This is a genomic window from Amycolatopsis sp. NPDC051061 (assembly GCF_040682935.1).
In the GTDB taxonomy this organism is placed as follows: domain Bacteria; phylum Actinomycetota; class Actinomycetes; order Mycobacteriales; family Pseudonocardiaceae; genus Amycolatopsis.
Genome location: NZ_JBFBBZ010000001.1, coordinates 67299 through 89842 on the forward strand (window position 1 = coordinate 67299; position 22544 = coordinate 89842).

Consider the following 22544-nt stretch of genomic DNA (forward strand, 5'->3'; position numbering starts at 1 on the left):
GTACTACCAGGGGTTGCTCTCGCCGTCGTCGTCTTCCGGCGCGGGCCGGGGACGACGACGGGGCTGACCGTGCTGCGGTGGCGCTGGTGGCGGCGGCTGGTGCTGCGACGGCGAAGGCGGCCGCGGCGGGCGGTCGTCGGCCTCCTGCTCCGGCATGAACACATCGCTCTTGGCCGGGGGTGTCGCCTCGTCCGGGGCCGGCAGGAACTCGTCCAGCAGTTCGCGCGCGGCCGAGCTCTCGCCCACCATGCCGCCGAACGCGTCGGCGACCTGGGCCGAGACCTTCTGCTGTGCGCGGCCGATCAGCTGCATCACCAGGCCGGACAGGGCTTGCGGGGGACGTTCGTACGCGCGGGGGCCGAACCGCAGGTCCTGGAGGACCCCGCTCGGGCCGACCGTCACCGAGACCGCGCCGTCCGGCGCCTGCACGGTGGCGACGGCGGACCGGAGCCGTTCCTGGGCCGCCGCCGCCTTGGCCTGGATTTCCTCGAGCTCGGCGGTGAACGCGGCCAACGGATCGCCGGCCCCGCCGGGGGGCACTGACTGTGTCAATTTGTCCTCGTCGCCAGGGAGTTCGTGAACGGATGAAGTCAATCAGCGTTGTCCGAACTGCGGATGACGTGCATGGAGCCGGAGGCTGAACGCGATGCCGACGGCGGTCGGACGGGCGGCCGCCCACCTGCTGGACCCCAATATCTATACCGGTATAGTTATCGTCATGGTCGAGATCAAAACCGAAGCCGAACTCGCGGTCATGCGCGAAGCCGGGCGGGTCGTTGCCAACACGCTCCAGACGGTCAAGGAGGCCGCCGCGATCGGCGTCTCCCTCCTCGAGCTGGACGAGGTCGCCGCGCAGGTCATGAGCGACGCCGGCGCGAAGCCGTCCTTCCTCGGCTACCGGCCGCACTCCGCGCCGACGCCGTACCCGAACGTCCTCTGCGTCAGCGTCAACGACGTCGTCGTGCACGGCATCCCGACGGGCTACCGCATCCAGGACGGTGACCTCGTCAGCGTCGACTGCGGGGCGATCCTCGACGGCTGGAACGGCGACGCCGCGATCAGCTTCGTCGTCGGCAACGCCGACCCGGGCGACCTCGCGCTGATCGAAGCGACCGAGCGCGCCCTGGCCGCCGGGATCGCCGCCGCTCAGCCGGGCGCGAAGCTCGGCGACATCTCTTACGCGATCGGCACGTCCGGTCGCTCGTCGGGCTACGGCATGCTCGAGGACCACGGCGGCCACGGCATCGGCCGCGCGATGCACGAGGACCCGCACCTGGCGAACGAAGGCCGCGCGGGCCGCGGGATGCGGCTCAAGCCGGGTCTCGCGCTGGCGATCGAGCCGATGCTCACCCGGGGCGGCGACGCCTACCGGCACGCCGAGGACGGCTGGTCGCTGCTCACCGTCGACGGCAGCCGCGCCGCGCACGTCGAGCACACCATCGCCGTCACCGAAGACGGCCCGCGCGTGCTCACCGTGCGGTAGACAGGGGGGGATGGACAACACCGTCATCCGATCGGGTGACTCTGGGGACGCTGACACGCTGCTGCGCTTCTTCGACGAGGCCGTCGAATGGCTCGTCGCCCGCGGCAGCTCGAAGCAGTGGGGAACCGAGCCGTGGAGCCGCGTCCCGAAGGAGGTCGAGCGCGTCAAGGGGATGGCTGCGGACCCGGGCCTGCGCATCGCGATGGTCGACGGCGAGCCGGCCGGCGCGCTGATCGTCTCGGAGGAGCACGACCCGCACGTGCCGCCGGTTAACGAGCGTGAACTGTACGTCCGGTTGCTCATCACGTCGCGGCGGTTCACCGGGCGGAGCGTCGGTGGGCGCCTCGTCGAGTACGCGCTCGACGAGGCGCGGCGGCGCGGCATCGACCTCGTGCGCGTCGACTGCTGGGCCGGCGGCGACGGTGCCTTACAGCGTTATTACGAGAGCCAGGGCTTCAAGCCGACCGTTCGGTTCCACGTCGAGGAGTGGGTCGGGCAGGTGCTCGAGCAACGCGTGGGGTAGCGCGATCGCAGGCTGGGGGTGACACTGTTGACGCGTTGCCAACAGACGAAGGAGTCGCCATGGCCGGGGAGCTCGCGGGCAAGGTCGTCGTCATCACCGGTGGCGGGCAGGGGATCGGCGCGGCGACCGCGTCGGCGCTGGCTCGGCTGGGCGCGAAGGTCGTGATCGGCGACCTCGACCAGGTCCGGGCCGAGAAGACCGCCGGCGAGCTGGACGCCGAGGCGCTACCGCTGGACGTCACCGACATCCGCGGTTTCACCGAGTTCCTCGACGAGGTCGAGCGGCGCCACGGCCGGATCGACGTCCTGATCAACAACGCCGGGATCATGCCGCTGGCTCACCTCGAAGAAGAGAGCGACGCGACGACCCGGCGTCAACTGGAAATCAACCTGCACGCGGTCATCCATGGCACCCGCGAAGCGATGAAACGGATGCGGCCGCGACGGTCCGGGCACATCGTCAACGTCGCGTCCTTCGCGGGAAAGGCCGGTTTCCCCGGCGCGGCGACGTACTGCGCGACGAAGCACGCCGTCGTCGGGCTGTCCGAGGCCGTGCACCTGGAGCTGCACGGGTCCGGTGTGCACGTTTCGTGCGTCATGCCCGCGATCGTCCGGACGGAGCTCGCGAGCGGGCTCGGCGAGGCGAAGCTGTTCAAGTCGTCCCGGCCGGAAGACGTGGCCGACGCCATCGTGGCCACGCTGCGCAAGCCTCGTTTCGAGGTCTTCGTGCCCCGCTCGGTGGGCACTATGGGCAAGCTCACCCGGCTGCTGCCGCGGCGGGCCGGCGAAGCGCTCGCCCGCGCGTTGAAAGCCGACCAGCTTTTGGCTTCAGCGGCCCATTCCCCGGCCCGCGCGGACTACGAGGCGCGCGCCGCCGAGAGCGCACCCGGGGCGGGCACGGAGTAACTCGGACGGCCCAGCGACTGTCCGATTTGGACGTGACCGGTGTTGAGTCCACCGGCCTGACCCGGCAAGATGGGCGGGAAGTGCCCGGGGGACGTCGCAGGAGGCTCGAGAAAATGGTTTCACCGCCCGCACGGCTGGCCGCCGCGGCGTCGAACGTGGTCGGCAAGGTGCTGCACGGCGGTGTCGCCGATCTGCGCCCGATGCCGCGGGTGCTGATCGATCAGGGTCCCAACCGCTCGGTGTACCGGATGACGCACAGCAGCCGCCCGGTGTCCGGGCCGCCGATCCTGCTGGTGCCGCCGCTGGCCGCGCCGGCGATCTGCTTCGACCTGCGCCGCGGCTGCAGCCTCCTCGAGCACCTGGTCGAGGGCGGGCGCAACGCCTACCTCGTCGACTACGGCATGGTCGCCTTCTCCGACCGCCGCCTGGGCATCGAGCACTGGATCGACGAGGTCCTGCCGCGCGCGATCCGCAAGGTCAGCGCGGACGCGGGTGGGCAGCCGGTGCATCTGGTGTCTTGGTCGCTGGGCGGAATCTTTTCGCTGCTGGTGAACGCGGACCAGCCCGACCTCCCGATCGCGTCGATCACGGCGATCGGCTCCCCGGTGGACTTCGCGGCGATCCCGATCGTCGCACCGTTCCGCCCGCTGGTGGACCTGACCAACGGCCACCTCCTGACGCCGATCTACCGGGTGTTCGGCGGCGCACCGTCCTATTTGGTCAGTCGCGTCTTCCGCGCGACGGGCATCAGCAAGGAGATCACGAAACCGATCGCGATCCTTTCGCACCTCGACGACCGCGACTACCTCGCGCAGATCGAGGCGGTCGACCACTTCATGGGCAACATGTACGCCTACCCGGGCCGCACGTTCGGCCAGCTGTACCACCGGCTGTTCCGCACGAACGACCTGGCGGAGGGCAAGGTGGACCTCAACGGGCGCATCATCTCGCTGTCGTCGGTGCGCGTCCCGACGCTGGTGGTGGCGGGCGAGAACGACACGATCGCGCCGCGGCCGTCGGTGGAGCGGGTGGTGGAGCTGCTGGACAAGGCGCCGGAGGTCCGCTTCAAGACCGCGCCGGGCGGCCACCTCGGCGTCCTGACGGGCCGCAAGGCGCGCGGCACGACCTGGCGCTACCTGGACGAATTCCTCGACGACCAGGTTTCAGCCGACTGAGTCGATCTCGAACGGCTCGGCCGCGCTGTAGCGGACGTCGGCCCACACCGCGCCGGGCAGGTCGTAGCGCCGGTGTGACGTCAGCTTCGGGTCGTGGCCCGGGATCTCCCCGGGGTTGTGGCCGACGCCCGCGTGGTCCGAACCCCACGCGAAGACGTTCGACACCCACATCGGCCGCGCGAAGCCGTCTCCGCCCAGCCGGGGCCGGATCACGATCGCCCCACCGGGACTGCCGGCCAGGAAGACGCGGACCACGTGCTCGCCGGCGTCCGGCGGGGTGACGGTGACGCGCTCGAGGATTTCGGCGTCGCTGTACGGCCCGGTGCTGGTGGGGTTGGCGGCGCGCTCGCGGAGCCAATCGGTGTCGATGCCGACCGGGTCGATCTTGCGGCCGACCGGGACGCAGACGTCCTTGTGCCCGGCGTAGCGCTCGACACCGCGGGACATGTACCGCAGCAGCGCGGCGACGAGCTTCGGGTAGGCGTCGAGCTGCGCGGGCGTCCAGCCGCCCGCGCCCGCGGACTCCGCTTCGATGCCGAGGAACTCGTCGTTCACGTCGAGGAACCCGAGCCACCGCGACGCACCGGCGTGGTAGGCACACCCGGCGGCGACGACGTAGACGGTGCCGCTGCGGCCGAGCCCGAGGTTGCACAGCGGCCCGGCGAGATCGGCGCGGCCGCGCGTGACGATGTCGAGCGAGGGGTAATCCCCGGGCGCGGAATCGGCGGTGGCGGTGTGGTGGCCGACCACCCCTTCGACGACGCGCATGCCGCCGTGGCCGCGGGTCTGCCACCCGGGGACTTCGACAACGGGATAGCCGGTGCTACGGGCGGCATCGACGAGCCAGGGGACGTACACCGGTCAGCCCTCCAGCTCGTCGTAGGCCCCGGAGTCCGCCTCGGTGTCGGGCGCGTCGTGCGCGGCGATCCGCGCGGCGAGGGCTTCCCGCGCTTCGTCGAGGGTCTTCGGGCTTTGCCGATCGGCATCCCAGCCTTCGGCGTCCCACTCTTCGGGCGTCTTGATGGGAGTCGGGTCGCCGGGCTCGTAAACCACGGCGGCGTGGGTCTCGATGGGTTCGGTCACGATCGGCCTCCGGACCGCGAGGGTACCGGAGGCCGACCGCCTAGCGCTTCACTTCAGCTCGGCGCTGGACTTCCCGAGCACGCGTCGAGCCACGATGAGCTGCTGAATCTGCTGCGTACCTTCGAAGATGTCGAGGATTTTGGCGTCCCGAGCCCACTTTTCGAGCAAAGACTCCTCACCGTAAGCCCCGGTCAGCTCGACGCACTTCAGTGCGATCTCCACCACCGACCGCCCCGCCTTGGCCTTCGCCATCGATGCCTGCAGGGAGTTCGGCTTGCGGTTGTCCGCCATCCACGCCGATTCCAGCGTCAGCAGGTACGCCGACTCATAGTCCGCCTCCAGGCGAAGGAACTCCGCCGCCGCCGCGTGCTGCGAGTTCGCCGGGCGGTCGTAGTCGATCACCACGCCCGCCTCGGTCAAGATCCGCCGCGTCTCCTCCAGCGCTGCCCGAGCGACGCCGATCGCCATCGCCGCCACCAGCGGACGGGTGTTGTCGAACGTCTGCATGACGCCCGCGAAACCCTTGGCCGTGTCGATCTCCGGCGTGCCCAGCAGATTCTCCGCCGGGACCCGGCAGTTCTCGAAACGCAGCACCGCCGTGTCCGAGGCGCGGATGCCGAGCTTGTGCTCGACCCGCACCACCTCGAAGCCCGGAGTGCCCTTCTCCACCACGAACGACTTGATCGCCGCGCGGCCCTTGGACTTGTCCAGCGTCGCCCACACGACCACCGCGTCCGCGCGCTCGCCCGACGTCACGAAGATCTTCTCGCCGTTCAGCACGTAGTGGTCGCCGTCGAGGCGTGCGGTCGCCGTGATGGCCGCGGAGTCCGAACCGCACGACGGCTCGGTGATCGCCATCGCCGCCCACATGCCGGAGAAGCGCTCCAGCTGCTCGTCCGTCGCGACCGAGCCGATCGCCGCGTTGCCGAGGCCCTGGCGCGGCATCGACAGCAGCAGGCCGACGTCACCCCAGCACATCTCGATCGTGCCGAGGACGACGTTGAGGTTGGCGCCGTTGCGGTTGCCCTTTTCCTTCTCGTCCTTGGAACGCCGCACGCCGGCCGCGCCCGCGCCGCCCTCGCCGGAAGAGTTGAGCCCGTCCAGCAGCGCCGCGAACATGTCCAGCTCGCTCGGGTACGTGTGCTCCGCGCGGTCGTACTTGCGCGAGATCGGCCGGAACACCTCGGCCGCGGCCTGGTACGCCTGGTTGATCAGCGCGCCGGCCTTCTTGGGAGCTTCCAAGTTAATCATCGTTAACGCCTTTCCGAAGCCTTAGAGAAGGACGGCGCCTTCCATGACGCCGATGGCGCGCAGGTCCCGGTACCAGCGCTCGACGGGGTGCTCCTTGACGAAGCCGTGCCCGCCGAGCAGCTGCACCCCCGCGCTGCCGATCTGCATGCCCTTGTCCACGGCGAGCTTCCGCGCCAGCGCGACCTCGCGGGCGTAGGACTTGCCCTGCTCGGCCCGCGCCGCCGCGCGCAGCGTCACCAGCCGCAGGCCCTCCAGCTCGATCGCGATGTCGGCGACGGAGAACGCCACCGCCTGCCGGTGGCTGATCGGCTCACCGAACGCCGTCCGCTCGTTGACATAAGGCACGACGTAGTCGAGGACGGCCTTCGCGGTGCCGGCGGCCAGCGCCGCCCAGCCCAGCCGCGAAAGCCGGACGAGGTCGGTGAAGACGTCGAGCTTGCCGCCGCTGAGCAGCGCGCCGGCGGGCAGCGACACCTTCTCCAGGTGCAGTTTGCCGGTCGCGGCGCCGCGCAGGCCCATCGCCGGCTCGGCCTCGATGGTCACGCCGGCGGTCGACGACTCGACGAGGAACAGCGCCGGGCCGCGGCCTTCGAGGTCGGCCGACACGATGAACAGCTCGGCCTGCGCCGCGCGCGGGACCAGCGACTTCACGCCGTCGAGCTGGTAGCCCTTCGGCGTGCGACGCGCCTTCGTCGCGGGCTTGAACGGGTCGTAGAGCGCTTTCTGCTCCTGCAGCGCCAGCGCCGCGGCGGGCACGTTCTCGCCGACGAACGCGGGCAGGTAGTCGGCCTGTTGCTGCTCGTCGCCCCAGCTGACCAGCGCGGTGCTCACCGCGGACGGCGCGAGCACGGCCACGGCCAGGCCGAGGTCCCCGTGCGCGAGCGCTTCCGCGACGAGCGCGTTGGTGACGACCGAGCGTTCGGTGCCGACGCCGCCGAGCTCCTCCGGGATGCCGACCAGGCTGATGCCCAGCTCGGCGGCCCGGGTCAGCAGGCCTTCGGGCGCCTCGAGCTTGGCGTCGGCGTCCGCGGCGGCCGGACGCAGCTGCTCGGCGGCGAACTCCGTCACGGTTTCGACGATGAGCTGCTGGTCCTCGCTCGGCGTGAGGTCGAACAGCCCGGTGTCGCCGGCCGGTGTGAGCCGGGCCGGCTTGCCCAGCTTCTGTACCGACGTGAACGACCGGGTCGCCGCGCCGGCGACCCGGAAGCCGGTGCGCGTCCCCGCGGTGACCAGGCCTTCGATGGGCTTGCGCAGCCCCGCCCGATCGACGACCTTGCTCCCGGCCAGCCGGGTCAGCGCGGAAAGGCCCCAGCCCATCGCGTCCCGTTTCCTTGGCGCAGCCATTGTGGCCCTCCATCCGTTACCTACTCGTGAGTAGGTTAACGCGGGAGTCGCCTGCGCGCCAGTGCGGGCTCACCTTACGAGGTAAGTCGGGTCGAAACCTCCCACAGCTCGTGAGCGTCGCCGTGGTCCAGCCGCCGTTCGAGCTTCGGCCGCTCGCCGTTCCGGCCGCCCGGACCGACGTAAGCATTGGCCGGGACATCCTCGGTCGCGGCGAAGAGGATGGGGAGCGCGCCGTATTCGGCCTTCTTCTGCGCGATCACCGGGTAAAGCGCCTTCATCAGTAAGGCGAGTGGGCGTCCGAAGTGCCGGTCGAGGCCGGTCCGCACCACACCGGGGTGCGCGGCGACCGCCCGGACGGCGCTCCCGGACTCGGTCAGCCGCCGTTGCAGCTCCTGCGTGAACAACAGGTTCGCCAGTTTCGACTGGTTGTAAGCACCCAGCGGGGAGTAGCGGCGGCGCTCCCAGTTGAGGTCGTCGAGCGGCACCTTCCCCCTGCTTGCCAGGTTGGACGAGACGGTGACGACTCGGCCGGTGAGGTGCGGCAGCAGCAGGTTCGTCAGCAGGAACGGCCCGAAGTGGTTGACGGCCATGTGCGTCTCGAAGCCGTCGGCGGTCTTTCCGTACGGCACGGCCATGACCCCGGCGTTGTTGACCAGGACGTCGAGGTCACCGGTCCAGCCGGCGGCGAACTCGCGCACCGAGGCCAGGTCGGCGAGGTCGAGGCGCCGGACTTCGGTGTCACCCGGCGGCGGCGTGATGCGGGCAGGGTCGCGCACGGCGAGGACGACGCGGTCACCCCGCGCGGCGAGTTCGCGGGCGGCGGTGGCGCCGAGGCCGCTGCCGGCGCCGGTGATCAGGTAGGTGGTCATGGCTTCAGCGTCGCCGCGCTCGGGGGAACGCGGCAGAGCGCGTCGATCGGGGGATCGGCGATCCCTGGCACCGGCCGGGGGAACGCCGATAATCGACGGCGTGGACCGTGCCGAACTCGCCGATTTCCTGCGCCGCCGCCGCGAAGCCCTGCGCCCGGACGACGTCGGGCTGCCGCCGGGGCAGCGTCGCCGCACGTCCGGGCTGCGGCGCGAAGAGGTCGCGACGCTTTCGGGCATGTCCACCGACTACTACACGCGGCTGGAGCAGCAGCGCGGACCGCGCCCGTCGGAGCAGATGCTGGCCGCGATCGCCCGCGGCCTGCGGCTGACGCTGGACGAGCGCGACTACCTGTTCCGGCTGGCCGGGCACACGGCGCCGTCCCGCGTGTCGCGCGCGGACCACGTCAGCCCGGCGCTGATGCGCGTGCTGGACCGGCTGCACGACACGCCCGCGCAGGTGATGTCGAACCTCGGCGAGACGCTCGTGCAGAACCGGCCGGCCCAGGCGCTGCTCGGGAACGAGACCGGCCATACCGGGCCCGCGCGCAGCGCCGCGTACCGGTGGTTCACCGATCCGGCGGAACAGGCGATCTACCCGCCGGCCGACCGCGCGCGGCACGCCCGGTTCCTGGTGGCGAGCCTGCGCGCGTCGTCGGGCAGCGACCCCCGGGCCGCGGAGCTGGCGCGGCTGCTGGCGGCGAAGAGCGCGGAGTTCGCGAAGCTGTGGGAGGCGCACGAAGTCTCGGTGCCGTTCGAGCGGCGCAAGACGATCGTGCACCCCGGCTTCGGCGAGATCGCGCTCGACTGCCAGCTGCTCCACACCGACGACTTCGCCCAGGTGCTGCTGGTTTTCACCGCCACGCCCGGCACCGAGGACGCCGAGAAGCTGCAGCTGCTGTCGGTCGTCGGCCCGGAACTGTTATGAGTGTTCGGTGTGCACCTGCCTCCGCCATTCGGCGAACCGGAGGCGTTCGAAGCCGATGAGCCCGAGCACGAGCCCCGCGACGACCAGGAGCAGCACGGCCGCGGGCACGTGCTCCAGCAACGGCGTCGCCGCGACCAGCAGGATCCCGACGGCCAGGCGCTGGACGTTCCAGCTGCCGAGGTTGCGCTTGCGCAGGGCGCTCAGCGCGATCAGGTAGAGCGCGAGGCCGCCGGTCAGCGTCCAGATCGGCACGCCGTGCAGTGCTTCGCCGGGCGTGTGGTGCTCGGTGTCGGCGATGTAGAGGAAGGACTTCTTCAGGCCGAGGGCGACGAGCACGATCCCGGCGATCAGCGGCAGGTGCAGGAAGGTGTAGGAATCGGTGGCGAGCTTCGTTCGTTCGGTGCCGGTGGCCCGGGTAAGCCGGTGCTCGGAGACGCGCGCGACGACGTCGAAGTAGGTCCACCACATCCCCGCGGCCAGCGCCAGCCCGCACACGGCGGCGCCGACGACCAGCCACGACATCGGCAGCGCCCCGATCCCGATGCCGATCGCGACGATCGACTCCCCGAGCGCGATGATCACGATCAGCCCGAACCGCTCGGCGAAGTGCGCGGGCGAGTTCAGCCGCCAGCCCTCGGGCCCGGCGAAGTAGACGTTGAGGTAGTCGGCCAGCAGCGCGACGACCCACAGGCCCAGCTGCCACGGCCCGCTCAGCACTGTGCTGATGGAGAGCAGCACGACGCTCGGCAGCAGCCCGACGAACATCTTGAGCAGGACCTTGCGCAACCCGGGATCATGCCGCGCGGCGCCGAGGTAGGCGACGAGGTGCAGCAGCCGCACGAGCGCGTAACAGACGACGAACAACGCGGGCGCGTACAACCCGCCGGGGAAGTCGACGAAGGCCTCGGGGATGGTGAGCGAGACGAGGAACATGACGGCCATGGCCCCGAACATCGCGAGCCGCGCGATCCCGTGGTCGACGTGGATGGTGGTCCCGAGCCACGCATAGGAGCACCAGCACCACCAGAGGACGGCGAGCATGGCGAGCCCCTGCCCGACCCCGGTGGGGCTCAGGTGGTCGGCCATCAGCTGGGTGGTCTGGGTGATGGCGTAGACGAAGACGAGGTCGAAGAAGAGCTCGATGGTGGAGACGCGGTGGTCCTCATCCGCGCTCACCAGGTGCAGGCGTGTCGTGGGCACGCCGAATTATGGACGAAACAAGGACAAGGAGGTCCGGTTTCGCCGTAACGCTGTGCGCGAACATGGCCGGACGTGCATAGGTCTGGGACAATGGATGAGGGACGTGGGGAGGTGGGTCGTGCATTCCTATGCGGCCGCGCACCACAAGACGATCATGGCCGTCGACATCGCCGGCTACAACAACCCGAGCCGAACCATGGCGCACCTGCGCGAGGTGCACGAGGGCCTGTGGCGGGTCCTGCGCACGTCGTTCGCCGAGACGGGTATCCCGTGGGACTCGTGCTTCGTCGAGAACACCGGCGACGGCGCGATGATCCTGCTGCCCCCGGACATCGCGAAGGCGGACCTGGTCGCGCAGTTCCCGGCCCGGATGCGCGACGAGCTGCGCCGCCACAACCACGTCCACGCGGCGGAGGCCCAGGTGCAGCTCCGCTTGGCCCTCCACGCGGGCGAAGTGGCGGAGGGCAGCCATGGGTCGATCAGCAAGGCGGTGAGCTTCACGTTCCGCATCCTCGACGCGCCGGAGGCAAAGGCGGCGCAGAAGGAGTCGAAGGCCGACCTGGCCTTGATCACATCGGACCTGCTGTACCAGGACGTCGTCCGCGAAGACCCGGCGGCCGACCCGCGGTCGTACCGCCGGATCCCGGTCAAGGTCAAGGTCGGGGAGGCCCCGGCGTCAGCCTGGCTCCGCCTGCTCGGCGCGGTCACCAACGGCTTCCCGGTTCGCGTCACCGCGGTGCCGGCGAGCAGGGAGGCCTTCTCGCTGTTGGTGGAGGCACTGTTGACGGTGCCGTGCGTGCGCAAGGTAGAAAGCCGTCGTTTGGTGCTGGAGCTGTTGTCCCGTCGGGAAATCGCCGACGTGGTGCCCTACCACGCCGAAGATCGGCTGCACGTCATCGCGCTGGCCAGAACGTGCCTGCGTTTCACCCACGGCCTCGACGACTTGCTGGACGCGATCAAGACGATCGAACCGGAATCCCCGCAGGTCACCTCGCTGGCCGAGATCATCAGGACTTGGCCGAGCTGACTGTCACAATATTGTCCAGTGGCCGGCGACTTCAGGTTGGGTAAAATCTCCTTTTCGGCACGGTCGGCGAGGGGGTGAGCCATCAGGTGTCGGCGGGACAGGTGCGTACAAGGCACTGGTGGGCGTCGTCGTCGATGCGGGATTCGCTGACGATCGGTCGGTTCGATCCCTGATGGTGAGCGAGCTCCGGCAGCCCCTGATCGTTTCGGATCAGCTGACACCGGCTCGACGCCATTCTCAGCGATGAGCACTGGGTGGCGATCGTGCTCAATTCCGGCGGGCAGAATTTGGAGCTCGAGCTCGCGGTGGTCATCGACGACACCCCGTCGATTTCCCTGTGGCAGTCGCCGGTGGCGAGCCGGTCGCGCCGGGTGCACCCACCGAGCCGGTTCTTGTCCTACTTTTGCCCCTTTCCCGGTGGCGCCGGATAGGTAAACTCACGTTTCCCGGGCTCGCAGGACGGGGAGGTGGTCGTCACGTGTCGGCCGGCGAAAGGTTGTACGGACCAGGGCAGGAGCACCGGGCCTGGCCGGGCACCAGAGTCGCGGTCCGCGAAGCGATCGTGAACGTCCTCGCGTCCGCGGGCCTCGCTGTCGATCCGGCCGGACGGGCGTTGCTCCTGGACCTCGTCCACGACAATCTGGGTTTCCCGCTGACCATTCCGGAGCAGGCCACCGGACGCGACCACCTGATCGAAGTCGTCAACGCCTGTGCGAAAGCGGACGGCGGGATGAGCGCGCTCGCCGGCGCGGTCCGGATGATGCGCCCGGATTCCCCGGAATCCGACGCGATCCGTCGGCTCGTTCACCAGCCACGGATGCACGACCTGCTGCCGGAACCCGAATCGATGTGGCTGCACTCGGTGCTGGCCGGCGTCGTACCGGCTCGGCTGGCGGCACTGGTCCGCCGGGCCGCCGGTCCCGCCGGCCCGGTTCTGGAGGTGAGAGACGCCTGGGAGGCCTTCCGCCTGCTCTCCGACTTCAACACTCCGCCGAGTGGTTTGCCGCCGTCGTTGATGTTCGTCGAGCTGGTGGCCGCGAAGTGCGCACCGGAGCTCGGTGATCAGCTGCGCGAGTGGAACACCGTCCAAGCGCGGCGGCTTCAAGCCGAAGCGCGCCTACGCGAACTACGTGCGGAACGGGAGCGCGCGGTGCCGGAAGGCACCCGGCTGCATCTGATGATCGTCGTCCAGCCGGACGGAATCGACCCGGGCCGGCACCTGGTTTCCCACTGGCGGCAAGAGGATCCGGCGGAATGGCCGCCTCCGCGCGGCGGCCTCGTCGCGGTCGCCGTCGAACAGCTCGAACACCACGTCGACGCGCTCGTCGTGGAGGCGGAGAGGGCCTGGTCGGAGTACCGCGGCGAAGTCGCGCTCGAGTTCGTGCTGCCACGCTCGCTGCTGAACCTGCCGGTGCACCTGTGGTGCAAGGAACACGAAACCGGAGATCCGCGCCCCCTGGTTCTCGATTACCCGATCGTAGTTCGTTCACTGGAACGGATGCGTTCCCGTCAATGGCATCGAGCCTGGCGGATACGGTGGGAAACGATGATGGCCGATCCCTCGGCTGAACGGGTGTATTTCTGCGGAGCAGAAGATATGGTGGAGCGCCACCGGCTCGACGCGATTCTGAGCGACGAGAAATGGGTCGTCATGCTGCTCGACTGCGCCCCGTCATCGCGGCCGCAGCCCGGAGCGGACGCACTCGCCGCGGGATTGCGTTCGGGTCTTCCGGCCTTACTATGGCACCCCGATGCTTCGCTGGATCTCCTGCGAGAGGTGGTCACGTGGCTCGTCGAAAGCGGAGGGCTCGACGATCTTCCGGCGCGCGTCCAGGCTTCCCGCAGAGCGGCTTTCCGGGAAGTGAGAATCCCGGTCGACCTTACCGTGGCACGCAATCTGGTGATCCTCTGGGACGACCCCGACCGGCTGGTCTTCCTCGACGGGCCACCATTCCCGGCAGGCCCGCGGAAGGGGAACCCGGATGAGCGAGACCGCGCATCTTGATGGCCCTCCAGGCTGGTGGGTCTACCACGGCACCGGACGGCCGCTGGGCGATATCGGCCTGATGGACCTGCTGCCGCCGGCGCCGCCGTGGCGGCAGTTCGACGGCGGGCCGCTTCCCGAAGCCGAACCGGTACCGGAGGAGGCAAGGGAGACCGATCGCCGGCTGGGCGCCGCACACCACTTGGCCGCCCGCGAGGTCGACCCGCACGAAGTCGAGATGGTCAACGCGGCGCTGTACCTCCGGCGCCCGCTACTGGTGACCGGACAGCCGGGCAGCGGCAAGTCCAGCCTCGCCTACCGGATCGCGCGCGAACTGCGGCTCGGCCGGGTGCTGCGCTGGCCGATCGGCTCCCGGACGACGGTCAAGTCGGGGCTCTACGGGTACGACGCCATCGGTCGCGCCCAGGCTGCGGGTGCCTGGCAGTCCGCCATGGGTGACCGGGCCGGTGCGCTGGTCGAACCGCCGATCGGCGAGTTCGTCCGGCTCGGCCCGCTGGGGACGGCGTTCCTGCCGCGGCGGTCGCCGCGGGTGTTGCTCATCGACGAGCTGGACAAGTCCGAGGCGGACCTGCCCAACGACCTCCTCAGCCTGTTCGAGGACGGCGAGTTCGACATCCCCGAGCTGGTGCGCATGCGCAGACGTACGCCCTCGGTCGAGGTGTTCACGGCGGATCCGGAGGGCATGGCGGAGATCGCCGGCGGCCGCGTGTGCTGCAACGCGTTCCCCGTCGTGGTGATCACCAGCAACGGGGAACGGGACTTCCCGCCGGCTTTCCTGCGCCGGTGCCTCCGGTACGAGACCAAGGAGCCCACCGCCGAACAGCTGGCTGCGATCGTCGCCGGCCACGCCCTTGCCGGCTCGGAGACGTCCCGGCTCATCGAGGAGTTCCTCAGCCGCAGCGCGGCGGCGGGCAGTCTCCCGGCGGACAAGCTGCTCGACGCGGTCTACCTGGCGACCTCCGGCGCGTACCGGCCGGATGACGGCTCGTGGCCACGCCTGCTCGACGCGTTGTGGCGACAGCTGAACTCCCTGGCCCGCTGACATGGAAGAGCAGGTCGGCGGACCGCTGGGCTCCGGAGCGACCTGGAGCGAGATCGGCGACGCCCTGTGGCTGGCTGCGGCGATCAACGACGGGGGCACCGGTTCACCGCGCCAAGCCGGTCGCGACAACGGACCTGCCGAGGTACCGGAAACCGCGGACGAGGCGGCTACCCCGGCCACCGAGCCGCCGGAACTGCCGGCTCCGGAGGTCCGGCCCCCGCACCGGATGGTCGCCGGACTTTCGCCCGAGGCCGTCGCGTCGCTCTCGGGCAGCCCTGGGACGGGCAGCACGCCACCGGCATCCGTGCTGCCCGGGGCGGCGGACATCATCCGTGCGCTTCGCCCGTTCAAGACGACCCGGCCGTCACCGCATGAGGACGACGCGGTCCTCGACGAGGACCTCACCGCGGAGACCGGCGTCCAGGACCGGATCTGGCTGCCGGTCACGGTTCCGGGGCGCATTCGGGAACTCGACCTCACCGTCGTGATCGACTCGGGGCCGTCGATGGCACTGTGGCAACCGACGATCGATGCGTTCCTGGCCTCGATCGGGCAACTCGGGGCCTTCCGATCCATCCGGGTCCGGTTGCTGACCGCCGAACGCGATCCGGACGGAGGCCCGGCACGGCCGGTTCTCCGCGGAGGTACGGCGGATGCGCCGGTGCGCAACCCGGCTGAACTGCTGGACCCGACCGGTCACCGTCTCCTGCTGGTGCTTACCGACGGCGCGAGCGAGCTTTGGCGAGGGAACCTCGCGGAACCGATGCTCGCCCAGTGGGGTCGCACCATGCCGGTGGCTATTGTGCACCTGTTGCCACAGTGGCTGTGGAACCAAGGCGGGCTGAACCCGCAGCAGGCCCTCCTCGTCACTCCCGGGCCACTCCGGCCCAACCGGACCTACGGCGTCGAGCTGCCGGACGCCTGGCTGACCGCGGACGAGCCGTCCGATCCGGATTCGCTCACGGTGCCGATCCCGCTGGTCGAACTGGACGCGCGGTGGCTGGGCTGGTGGGCCCGGTTGGTCACCCGCACACACCAGGAGCCCGTCCCCGCGACCGTACTGCTGGTATCCGACGAACCGAACCCGAGAACCCGCCCGATCGACGAGCAGGCGGCTCCGGTGACCCCGCAGGAACGCGTGCGACGGTTCCAAGGCGTCGCGTCGGAACCGGCTTTCCGGCTGGCCAAGTTGCTGGCCGCAGTTCCGGTCAGCCTGCCGATCGCCCGCTTCGTCCAGACAGAGCTCGTACCCGGCGCACGGACCGCGCACCTCGCCGAGGTGTTCACCAGCGGCCTGGTGGAACTGCCGACCGGTTCCGATCGGAACACCTGGGACGACGTCGTCTTCGAAATCGCGCCGGCGGTCCGCGCGGCTTTGCTGGCAGCCGGGCGGCGGTCGGAAACGGCCGAGGTCGTGGTCGCGGCCACCGACCGGTTCGGTGCGGAGTACCCCGTGCTGGTGCGGTTGCGGGACGCGCTGGCTGATCCGGATGAGGTCCGGTTGCCCGCCAGGGCAGCCGAGCTGGCGCCGGACGTGCGGCTGGAGCAGGCCGTCATGCGGGCTCTGTCCGGACCGTACCTGGCCCGGGCCGACCGGCTGCGCATGCTCGAGCTCGAGCTCGCCGCGGCCGGGTCTCCGGAGGCGGAAGAACGCACCCGGCCCGAGGACGAGGAGGTGGAGTCACCACCCCGGCGCTCCGGACCGGTGAGCACCGACTCGCCCGCCATCCTGGGCGAGGTCCCCAGCCGCAACCCTGGCTTCGTCGGCAGGCTCGGTCTTCTCGAATCGCTGGCGCGAGAGCTGGACCACGAGTCGAGGGCGGTGCTGCACGGATTGGGCGGGCTCGGGAAGACGCAGCTCGCAATCGAGTACGTGCACCGCAATCTCCAGAACTACGACGTCGTCTGGTGGATCCGAGCCGCGCAGGAGATGCAGATCCGGGCGTCGCTGACAGAGCTGGCACGCCAGCTGCACCTGCCCGGCGCGGACGAGTCGGTGACCGCGGTGCCCGCGGTACTCGAAGCGTTGCGGACCGGGACGCCCTACGCCCGCTGGCTGCTCGTCTTCGACTCGGCCAGGGGACCCGACCAGCTCGCGCCGTTCCTCCTCGACGGTCCCGGCCGGCTCCTGGTCACTTCCCGCGAGACGAACTGGGCGGGCACCTTCTCCGAGCCGATCGCAGTCGGCCAGTTCGACCGGGAGGAGAGCAAGGAGCTGTTGTGCCGCAGAGACCCGGTGATCACCGACGAGCAGGCCGACGAGCTCGCGGGAAAGCTGGGCGATCTTCCGTTGGCACTGGCGCAGGCCGCGACCTGGCGTGCGGAAACGGGGATGCCCATCGAGGAGTACCTGCGGCTGTTCGACGAAAAGGTCGCGGAGATCCTCGAAGCTTCAGCGCCGTCGGAGTACGAGGTGTCGATCGCGGCCGCCTGGAGCGTGTCGTTCGACCAGCTGCGGACCCTGGACCCGGCCGCGCACCAGCTGCTGCAGGTGTGCGCGTTCTTCGCACCCGAACCCATTTCCCGAAACCTGTTCACCGGCGTGCACGGTGTTTCGATCGCTCCCGAGCTCGACCTCGCCCTGCACGATCCCATGCGGCTCGGCCGGATCCTGCGCGACATCAACCGGTGCGGGCTCGCCCGCCTCGACCACCGCAGCGACACCCTGCTCCTCCACCGGCTCGTGCAGCTGGTGCTGCGCAACCGGATGCCGCCCGCACAGCGCGACGCGATGCGGCACGGCGCGCACATGCTGCTGGCCAAGACCGACCCGAATGCGCCGGCGTCCACCGGGGAGTGGCCGCGCTACCAGGAGATCGTGCCGCACATGTACGCGGCCGAGCTGATCGACAGCGACGAGCAGTGGGTCCGCCGGCTCGTGATCAACTTGATGAAGTTCCTCTACCACTGGGGCGACCACCACGGTGCCGCCGCGTTCGCCGGGCATGCTGTCCGCCGGTGGTCCGAGCGGTCGCGGGAACGGAATGCCGAGCGCCCCGACCCCCAGACGCTCGAAGCTTCCGAGCGGCTCGGGTTCTTCCTTTGCATGCTCGGCCGTTACGTCGAAGCGGCCGAGATCAACCAGCGGACGCTGCAGCTGTACCGCGAGATCGCCGGCGAGGACTCCGAAGAGGTGCTCAACGCGCAGCTCTCGGTGGCCGTGGACAAGAAGGCCGCGGGCGACTTCTTCGAAGCGAGAGACTTGAACTTGCGGACCTACGCGAAGGCCACGAAGCTGTTCGGCGTAGACGACCCGGTCACTCTCGACGCGGCTTCCGACCTCGTCGTTTCCTGGCTGCTCACCGGCGAGTACGAAAAGGCACACCGGCTCTGCGCGGAGACATATCGGCTCCGCCACCAGGTTCTGGGCCAGGACAACGCGGCTACGATCACGACCTTGACCCTGCTGGTGATCAGCCGCCGCGAACTGGGCGACTTCGCCTGGGCCAGAGCCGAGCAGGAGAAGGTCGTCAAACGCGTCCGGGAGCTGTTCGGCGAGGGCACCGTCGGGGTGCTGCGGCGCAACCACTTCCTCGCCGTGGCACGGCGTAAGGACGGTGACCACCCCGCGGCGCTGACCTTGTCGGGCCGTGCTCTCGAGCAGTTCCGGCTCAGTTACGGCGAAGGACATCCGAACGCCATGGCGTGCGCACTCGCGCATTCCATCGATCTACGCCACGCGGGACGCCTGGACGAGGCGCTCGAACTCGGTCTGCGGGCCCTCGAGCTCTACCGCCGCAGTCTCGGCGAGCACCACCCGCACACCCTGGCCGCCGAGGTGGACCTGGCCGTCACGTTGCGGCAACGGGGAAACGCCGAAGCGGCCGCACAACAGGACGAACGGTCGTTCGACCGGCTCCGGAGCCTGCTCGGTGACGACCATCCGCACGCCGTAGCGTGCGCGACGAACCTGGCGAACGACTGGTACGCGCTGGGCGACTTCGAACGCGCCCTTTTGCTGAACACCGAAGTGCTGATCCGGGCGCGCCGCACGCTCGGTGACCACCATCCCGGCACGCTGACGACCCGGCTCAACCGTGCGCTCGACCTTCAGCGGCTGGGCCGGACCCTGGAAGGTCGGGCCGAACAGCTGGCGTCCGTGGCTCGGCTCCAGCGCGTGCTGCGCGACGGTCATCCGATGCTGGTCGCGGCCGAACAGGGCATCCGTGCGGAGTGCGACATCGACCCGATGCCGTTGTAGCGGCGGGAGCTCAGGGCCTTGGCCCCCCGATCCACGCGGCCAGGTCTTCGACCGCGGGTGGCGCCGACGTCCCGCTGCGCAGATCGCGGTGGACCGCCCGAACCAGTTCCGGACAGCGTAACAAGGTTCGTGCGGCCGCAATGTCCTTTGTAGACAGCGCGAGGCCGAGGCCCACCATCGCGGCGGGGTCGTCGGGGTCGGCTTCGAGCGCCACCCGGTAGCCGGCGACCGCTTCGTCGACGCTCCCGGTCACGTACGCGTAGTCGGCTCGGATCGCGCCGGGCACCTGTGGCCAGCGTTCCGCCAGCCGGGTGTCGCCGTGCTCGCCGAGCAGCAGCCGGACGAGGTCCGCGCGGGCATTCTCCCACCCGCCGTCCGAGACGGTGTCCAGAACCGCGGATTCCGTGAGGTCGACCGCGGGCGGTTGGGCGTCGCCCGCCAGCCAGGCGCTCACGAGTTCCTTCACCGTCTCGAGGGCGGGACGGAGATGACGCACCCGCCAGCCGGCGTAGTGGTCGGCGGTCAGGGTGCCGGCCCAGTGCGCCGCTTCGGGCAGGACGGGCTCGTCCTGCCACGGCCGCATCCGCTCCTCGATCCCGACGAGGAACCGTCGGCCCGCGTCGGTCAGTGCCGGATCATCCCGGACCGCCAGCAGCGTCCGCCAAGTCTGACCACGCCAGTGTGCGAACTCGAACGCCGCGAGCCGGTCATCCGGGGCAGCCGCGGAAAACGCCATCCAACACCACGTCACTCCGAAGAACGCGTAGATGCCGTGCACGACGCCGCCGAGCGGGCGGGGATCCTCGCGCCAGGGCGCGTAGAGCCGCTCGGTGCGGTCGTCGTCGTGCAGCCGGACCAGATGCAGGAGCCCGCCGAGCCGGATGTGGTGGAACTCGTGGACCAGGGCCGCGGCCAACGGCGCCGGGTCGTCGGGCTCGGCGATCACCGCGCTGCCGAAGGCCTCTCCGGTCGACGCGCTGGGCAGCCGGAAGGGAACGGCGGGCGCCGGGACGACCGAGTCGAGTCCGGCGGGCAGTGCCGCCGTGAACTCCGGCAGGTGGTCGGCGATCATCCGCCAAGCCCGGCCGAGCAGGTCGCTCCACACCTCGAACGCCTCGGCGCTCAGCCGGTCGGGAGCGACCGGCTCGAACAGGCCACGATACGGGTCGAGATCGTCGATCCGGAGCCTCAGCACGGTTTCGCCGGTGCCCGGCGTGATCGTCCGGATACCGGACCAGCCGGATGTGTCGGTGGTCAAGTCGGGCGGCAGCGTCACCGCCGCGTGGTCGTTGACCACTCGTACGACGCCGCGCTCGCTGAGGACCCGGGCGACCGAGAACGTGTCCGGGGCCGGGAGCCGGGCCAGCCCGAGGGTGGGCAGCGCGACCCTGCCTTGCCACGCCGGGACCTCGAGTGCGAAGTCGAGACCTGCGTGGATGGCCGCTGCCGCCGCGAGAGCGTGGACGTGTCCGATGATCACCCACGACGGCTGCGAGGGTGTCAGGTGCTCGTGGAGCATCCGGGTCGCGTAGCCGAGCCAGAACCCGGTGTAGGGATGGGCCAGCACCGTGTTCAGCGCGTCCGGCGCCACCGTTTCGACTTGGCTCAGCAGATCCCACGCTGCATCGGGGAGGGGCAGCGGTGTTTCCGGGGTCTTGTCCACTTCGTCGGTCAGCCAGCGCAGCAGGAGCAGCCGACGGCTGCGTTCCACTGCCCGTAGCGCGCGCACGCCTTCGGCGCCGCCTTCTCCGCGAGACAGCTGGTCGAACACCGACCACGGCAGAGTGTGCACGGCAAGCTCGGAACCGGTGCTGCTCGGTCTCGGCACGCGAAAACCTTTCCCCGGGGTCAGTCGACCCGCTTGGCCCCGCCGCTCGAACTGGCGGTAACGGGAATGTGGGCCGTTCGCTCGACGGCGTGCCGCAATGTGCGGCGGAGAGCCGTCGAGTCGAGTGCCCGCAAAGCGGACAGTGGCATGGCACCGAGATCGAGGAGGTCGGCCGCGATCTCCGGGTCCGGTGATCGCATAGCGACGTCCCCTCTCAGTGGAGCCGGTCTGGAGGGCTGAAAGTTAGCAGGCAACGAGGCGGGCCGCACATGCAGCCCGCACATGCATGCTAACGCGCAGGCTGCACATGCACATCACCTCGATGAGCACCGTTCAAGGAAAGGATTCGAGTGAGAGACCTATCAGGTCTTCAGCTCGTTTCGTTGCGCTTCCCGGAGAATGTCCAGGAATTGTCATCCGCCCGGTTTGAAGATCGCCGTCGGCACTCCAAGTGCGGTATGCAGCAACGTCGTCAATTCGGCCTCGAAGTTCGGGCGGGCCGCCAGCCGGCGCGTTCGGGCCAGGTCGTTCGCGATCGTCAGGGCCGCGTGCACCGTGATCTTCGCTTCCCTCGGAGGCAGGGACGGGCGCACCGCCGAAAGCAGCGTCACCCATTGCGCCACGTAGTCCCGCTGCACTCGCAATAGATCCGCCTTGTCGCGGTCCGGCATCGTCACCCGGTCTGCCGAAAACGACACCAGCAGCTCCGGCGTGTGCAGGATCGTGTGCACATACGAGGCCGCCAGGCGGCGCAGGGCGGATAGCTCGTCGGACGTCTGCAGGGCTCGCTCCGCCGCCAGGGCGAGCCGGTCCGCTGCTCGGTGGCCGATCGCCACCATCAAAGCCGCCTTGCTCGGGAAATGCCGGTAGACGCTCGGGCCCGCTATGCCCGCCGCCGCGCCGATGTCCTCCATGCTCACGTCGTGGAAGCCGCGCTGGGCGAACAGGCGTGTTGCCGCCGCCAGGACCTGCTCGCGGCGCGACGGTGTGCCCAGACCCGCCAGGGCCACAGAAGGTGGCGAAGCAGGCGAGGGGAGTGTGGCGTTCAGCACACCGAGAGCCAGTTCGACCAGCAACGCGGCGAACCGGCGGCGCGCCACCGACGTGTGGTGGACCGACACGCTGCCGAACACCGACAGCGCCGCCCAGCAGAGCAGTTCGGCGTCCTCGGTGGCCAGGTCGGGGCGCTGGACCAGCAGCGCTTTCGACCACGCCGCCAGCGCCAGCGTCGAACGGCGGGCGATCTCCCGCTGGTCCTCCTTCGGGAGATGACGCCCCTCCCAACGCCACAGTGCCGCGATTTCCCGGCGCTCGACGGCCTGCGTCGCAAGCCGGCCGAGGAGGGATTCCAGCTGGTCAGCAGGCGGAACCGAGTCCGACAGCGCCTCCGCCGTCGCCGCCTCCAGGTCCTCGAAGCCGCTCAGGACCACGTACGCCAGGATCGCCTGCTTGTCCGCGAAGTGCCGGTACAACGCCGGGCCCGTGACGCCCGCCGCGTCCGCTATGTCCTTGATGCCGACTCCGGGGAACCCGCGGGCGCGGAACAGCTCCGCCGCCACCGCGGCCAGCTGGGCCTTGCGGTCGCGAGGGCGCGCACTACGGACTGCGTCGGTCATGGTGAGTCGACGATAGCGGCTAACGGCACACTCGCAACCCATTGACACCTTGGGGTTATCCGACGAT

The 22544-nt window shown here is 69.9% G+C and carries 19 protein-coding genes; 10 read left to right on the forward strand and 9 right to left on the reverse strand.

Annotation, left to right across the window (positions count from 1 at the left end):
* Positions 1-3: 3 nt before the first annotated feature.
* Complete coding sequence (locus AB0N03_RS00345) at positions 4-552, reverse strand: YbaB/EbfC family nucleoid-associated protein (protein ID WP_364363019.1); 549 nt, start codon at positions 550-552, stop codon at positions 4-6.
* A 166-nt stretch (positions 553-718) separates the two neighbouring features.
* On the opposite strand from AB0N03_RS00345, the gene map reads away from it, so the two are divergent.
* The 4 genes from map (at position 719) to AB0N03_RS00365 (ending at position 4086) form a co-directional block, all read left to right on the forward strand.
* Positions 719-1483: a type I methionyl aminopeptidase gene (gene map / locus AB0N03_RS00350; protein WP_364363021.1), complete on the forward strand. Its 765-nt coding sequence runs from the start codon at positions 719-721 to the stop codon at positions 1481-1483.
* Positions 1484-1493: 10 nt separating this feature from the next.
* A complete protein-coding gene (locus tag AB0N03_RS00355) occupies positions 1494-2006 on the forward strand; it encodes a GNAT family N-acetyltransferase (RefSeq protein ID WP_364363023.1) in 513 nt (170 codons plus the stop codon).
* A 59-nt stretch (positions 2007-2065) separates the two neighbouring features.
* Positions 2066-2911, forward strand: coding sequence for an SDR family oxidoreductase (locus AB0N03_RS00360; protein WP_364363025.1), 846 nt, complete (start codon positions 2066-2068; stop codon positions 2909-2911).
* A 113-nt stretch (positions 2912-3024) separates the two neighbouring features.
* Positions 3025-4086 (forward strand): alpha/beta fold hydrolase, encoded by a 1062-nt coding sequence (locus tag AB0N03_RS00365; RefSeq protein ID WP_364363027.1) that lies wholly within the window; start codon positions 3025-3027, stop codon positions 4084-4086.
* Here the strand turns inward: AB0N03_RS00365 and AB0N03_RS00370 are convergent.
* The 5 genes from AB0N03_RS00370 to AB0N03_RS00390 form a co-directional block, all read right to left on the reverse strand.
* Complete coding sequence (locus AB0N03_RS00370; protein ID WP_364363029.1) at positions 4075-4944, reverse strand: N-acetylmuramoyl-L-alanine amidase; 870 nt, start codon at positions 4942-4944, stop codon at positions 4075-4077. The two genes, AB0N03_RS00365 and AB0N03_RS00370, sit on opposite strands and share 12 nt — an antisense overlap.
* A 3-nt stretch (positions 4945-4947) precedes the next feature.
* Entirely contained in the window at positions 4948-5169 is a 222-nt protein-coding gene (locus AB0N03_RS00375) for a hypothetical protein (protein ID WP_364363031.1), read from the reverse strand.
* A gap of 48 nt (positions 5170-5217) precedes the next feature.
* A complete protein-coding gene (locus tag AB0N03_RS00380) occupies positions 5218-6420 on the reverse strand; it encodes an acyl-CoA dehydrogenase family protein (protein ID WP_364363033.1) in 1203 nt (400 codons plus the stop codon).
* 21 nt (positions 6421-6441) lie between these two features.
* Positions 6442-7737, reverse strand: a complete 1296-nt coding sequence (locus AB0N03_RS00385) for an acyl-CoA dehydrogenase family protein (protein ID WP_364364218.1) — start codon at positions 7735-7737, stop codon at positions 6442-6444.
* A 101-nt stretch (positions 7738-7838) separates the two neighbouring features.
* Positions 7839-8633 (reverse strand): SDR family NAD(P)-dependent oxidoreductase, encoded by a 795-nt coding sequence (locus tag AB0N03_RS00390; protein WP_364363035.1) that lies wholly within the window; start codon positions 8631-8633, stop codon positions 7839-7841.
* 100 nt (positions 8634-8733) lie between these two features.
* Between AB0N03_RS00390 and AB0N03_RS00395 the strand changes: the two genes are divergently transcribed.
* Positions 8734-9558 (forward strand): helix-turn-helix transcriptional regulator, encoded by an 825-nt coding sequence (locus AB0N03_RS00395; RefSeq protein ID WP_364363036.1) that lies wholly within the window; start codon positions 8734-8736, stop codon positions 9556-9558.
* Here AB0N03_RS00395 and AB0N03_RS00400 read toward each other — a convergent pair.
* The gene (locus tag AB0N03_RS00400) at positions 9553-10758 is read right to left on the reverse strand and encodes a low temperature requirement protein A (RefSeq protein ID WP_364363038.1); all 1206 of its coding nucleotides are present in this window, start codon (positions 10756-10758) and stop codon (positions 9553-9555) included. The two genes, AB0N03_RS00395 and AB0N03_RS00400, sit on opposite strands and share 6 nt — an antisense overlap.
* Positions 10759-10876: 118 nt before the next feature.
* Here AB0N03_RS00400 and AB0N03_RS00405 point away from each other — a divergent pair, with 118 nt between their 5' ends.
* The 5 genes from AB0N03_RS00405 (at position 10877) to fxsT (ending at position 19033) form a co-directional block, all read left to right on the forward strand.
* The gene (locus AB0N03_RS00405; RefSeq protein WP_364363040.1) at positions 10877-11785 is read left to right on the forward strand and encodes a hypothetical protein; all 909 of its coding nucleotides are present in this window, start codon (positions 10877-10879) and stop codon (positions 11783-11785) included.
* Between the two features lie 254 nt (positions 11786-12039).
* Positions 12040-12216 carry a hypothetical protein gene (locus AB0N03_RS00410; RefSeq protein ID WP_364363041.1) on the forward strand — a complete coding sequence of 59 codons (177 nt, stop codon included), beginning with the start codon at positions 12040-12042 and terminating at the stop codon, positions 12214-12216.
* A 131-nt stretch (positions 12217-12347) separates the two neighbouring features.
* Positions 12348-13790, forward strand: coding sequence for a hypothetical protein (locus AB0N03_RS00415; protein WP_364363043.1), 1443 nt, complete (start codon positions 12348-12350; stop codon positions 13788-13790).
* Positions 13768-14832 carry an AAA family ATPase gene (locus tag AB0N03_RS00420; RefSeq protein WP_364363045.1) on the forward strand — a complete coding sequence of 355 codons (1065 nt, stop codon included), beginning with the start codon at positions 13768-13770 and terminating at the stop codon, positions 14830-14832. Before AB0N03_RS00415 ends, AB0N03_RS00420 begins: the two co-directional genes overlap by 23 nt.
* A gap of 1 nt (position 14833) precedes the next feature.
* Positions 14834-19033 carry an FxSxx-COOH system tetratricopeptide repeat protein gene (fxsT, locus tag AB0N03_RS00425; protein WP_364363047.1) on the forward strand — a complete coding sequence of 1400 codons (4200 nt, stop codon included), beginning with the start codon at positions 14834-14836 and terminating at the stop codon, positions 19031-19033.
* A gap of 10 nt (positions 19034-19043) precedes the next feature.
* On the opposite strand, the gene AB0N03_RS00430 is transcribed toward fxsT, so the two are convergent.
* The gene (locus AB0N03_RS00430) at positions 19044-20861 is read right to left on the reverse strand and encodes an HEXXH motif domain-containing protein (RefSeq protein WP_364363049.1); all 1818 of its coding nucleotides are present in this window, start codon (positions 20859-20861) and stop codon (positions 19044-19046) included.
* A 413-nt stretch (positions 20862-21274) separates the two neighbouring features.
* Positions 21275-22477 (reverse strand): TetR/AcrR family transcriptional regulator, encoded by a 1203-nt coding sequence (locus AB0N03_RS00435; RefSeq protein WP_364363051.1) that lies wholly within the window; start codon positions 22475-22477, stop codon positions 21275-21277.
* Positions 22478-22544: the final 67 nt, after the last annotated feature.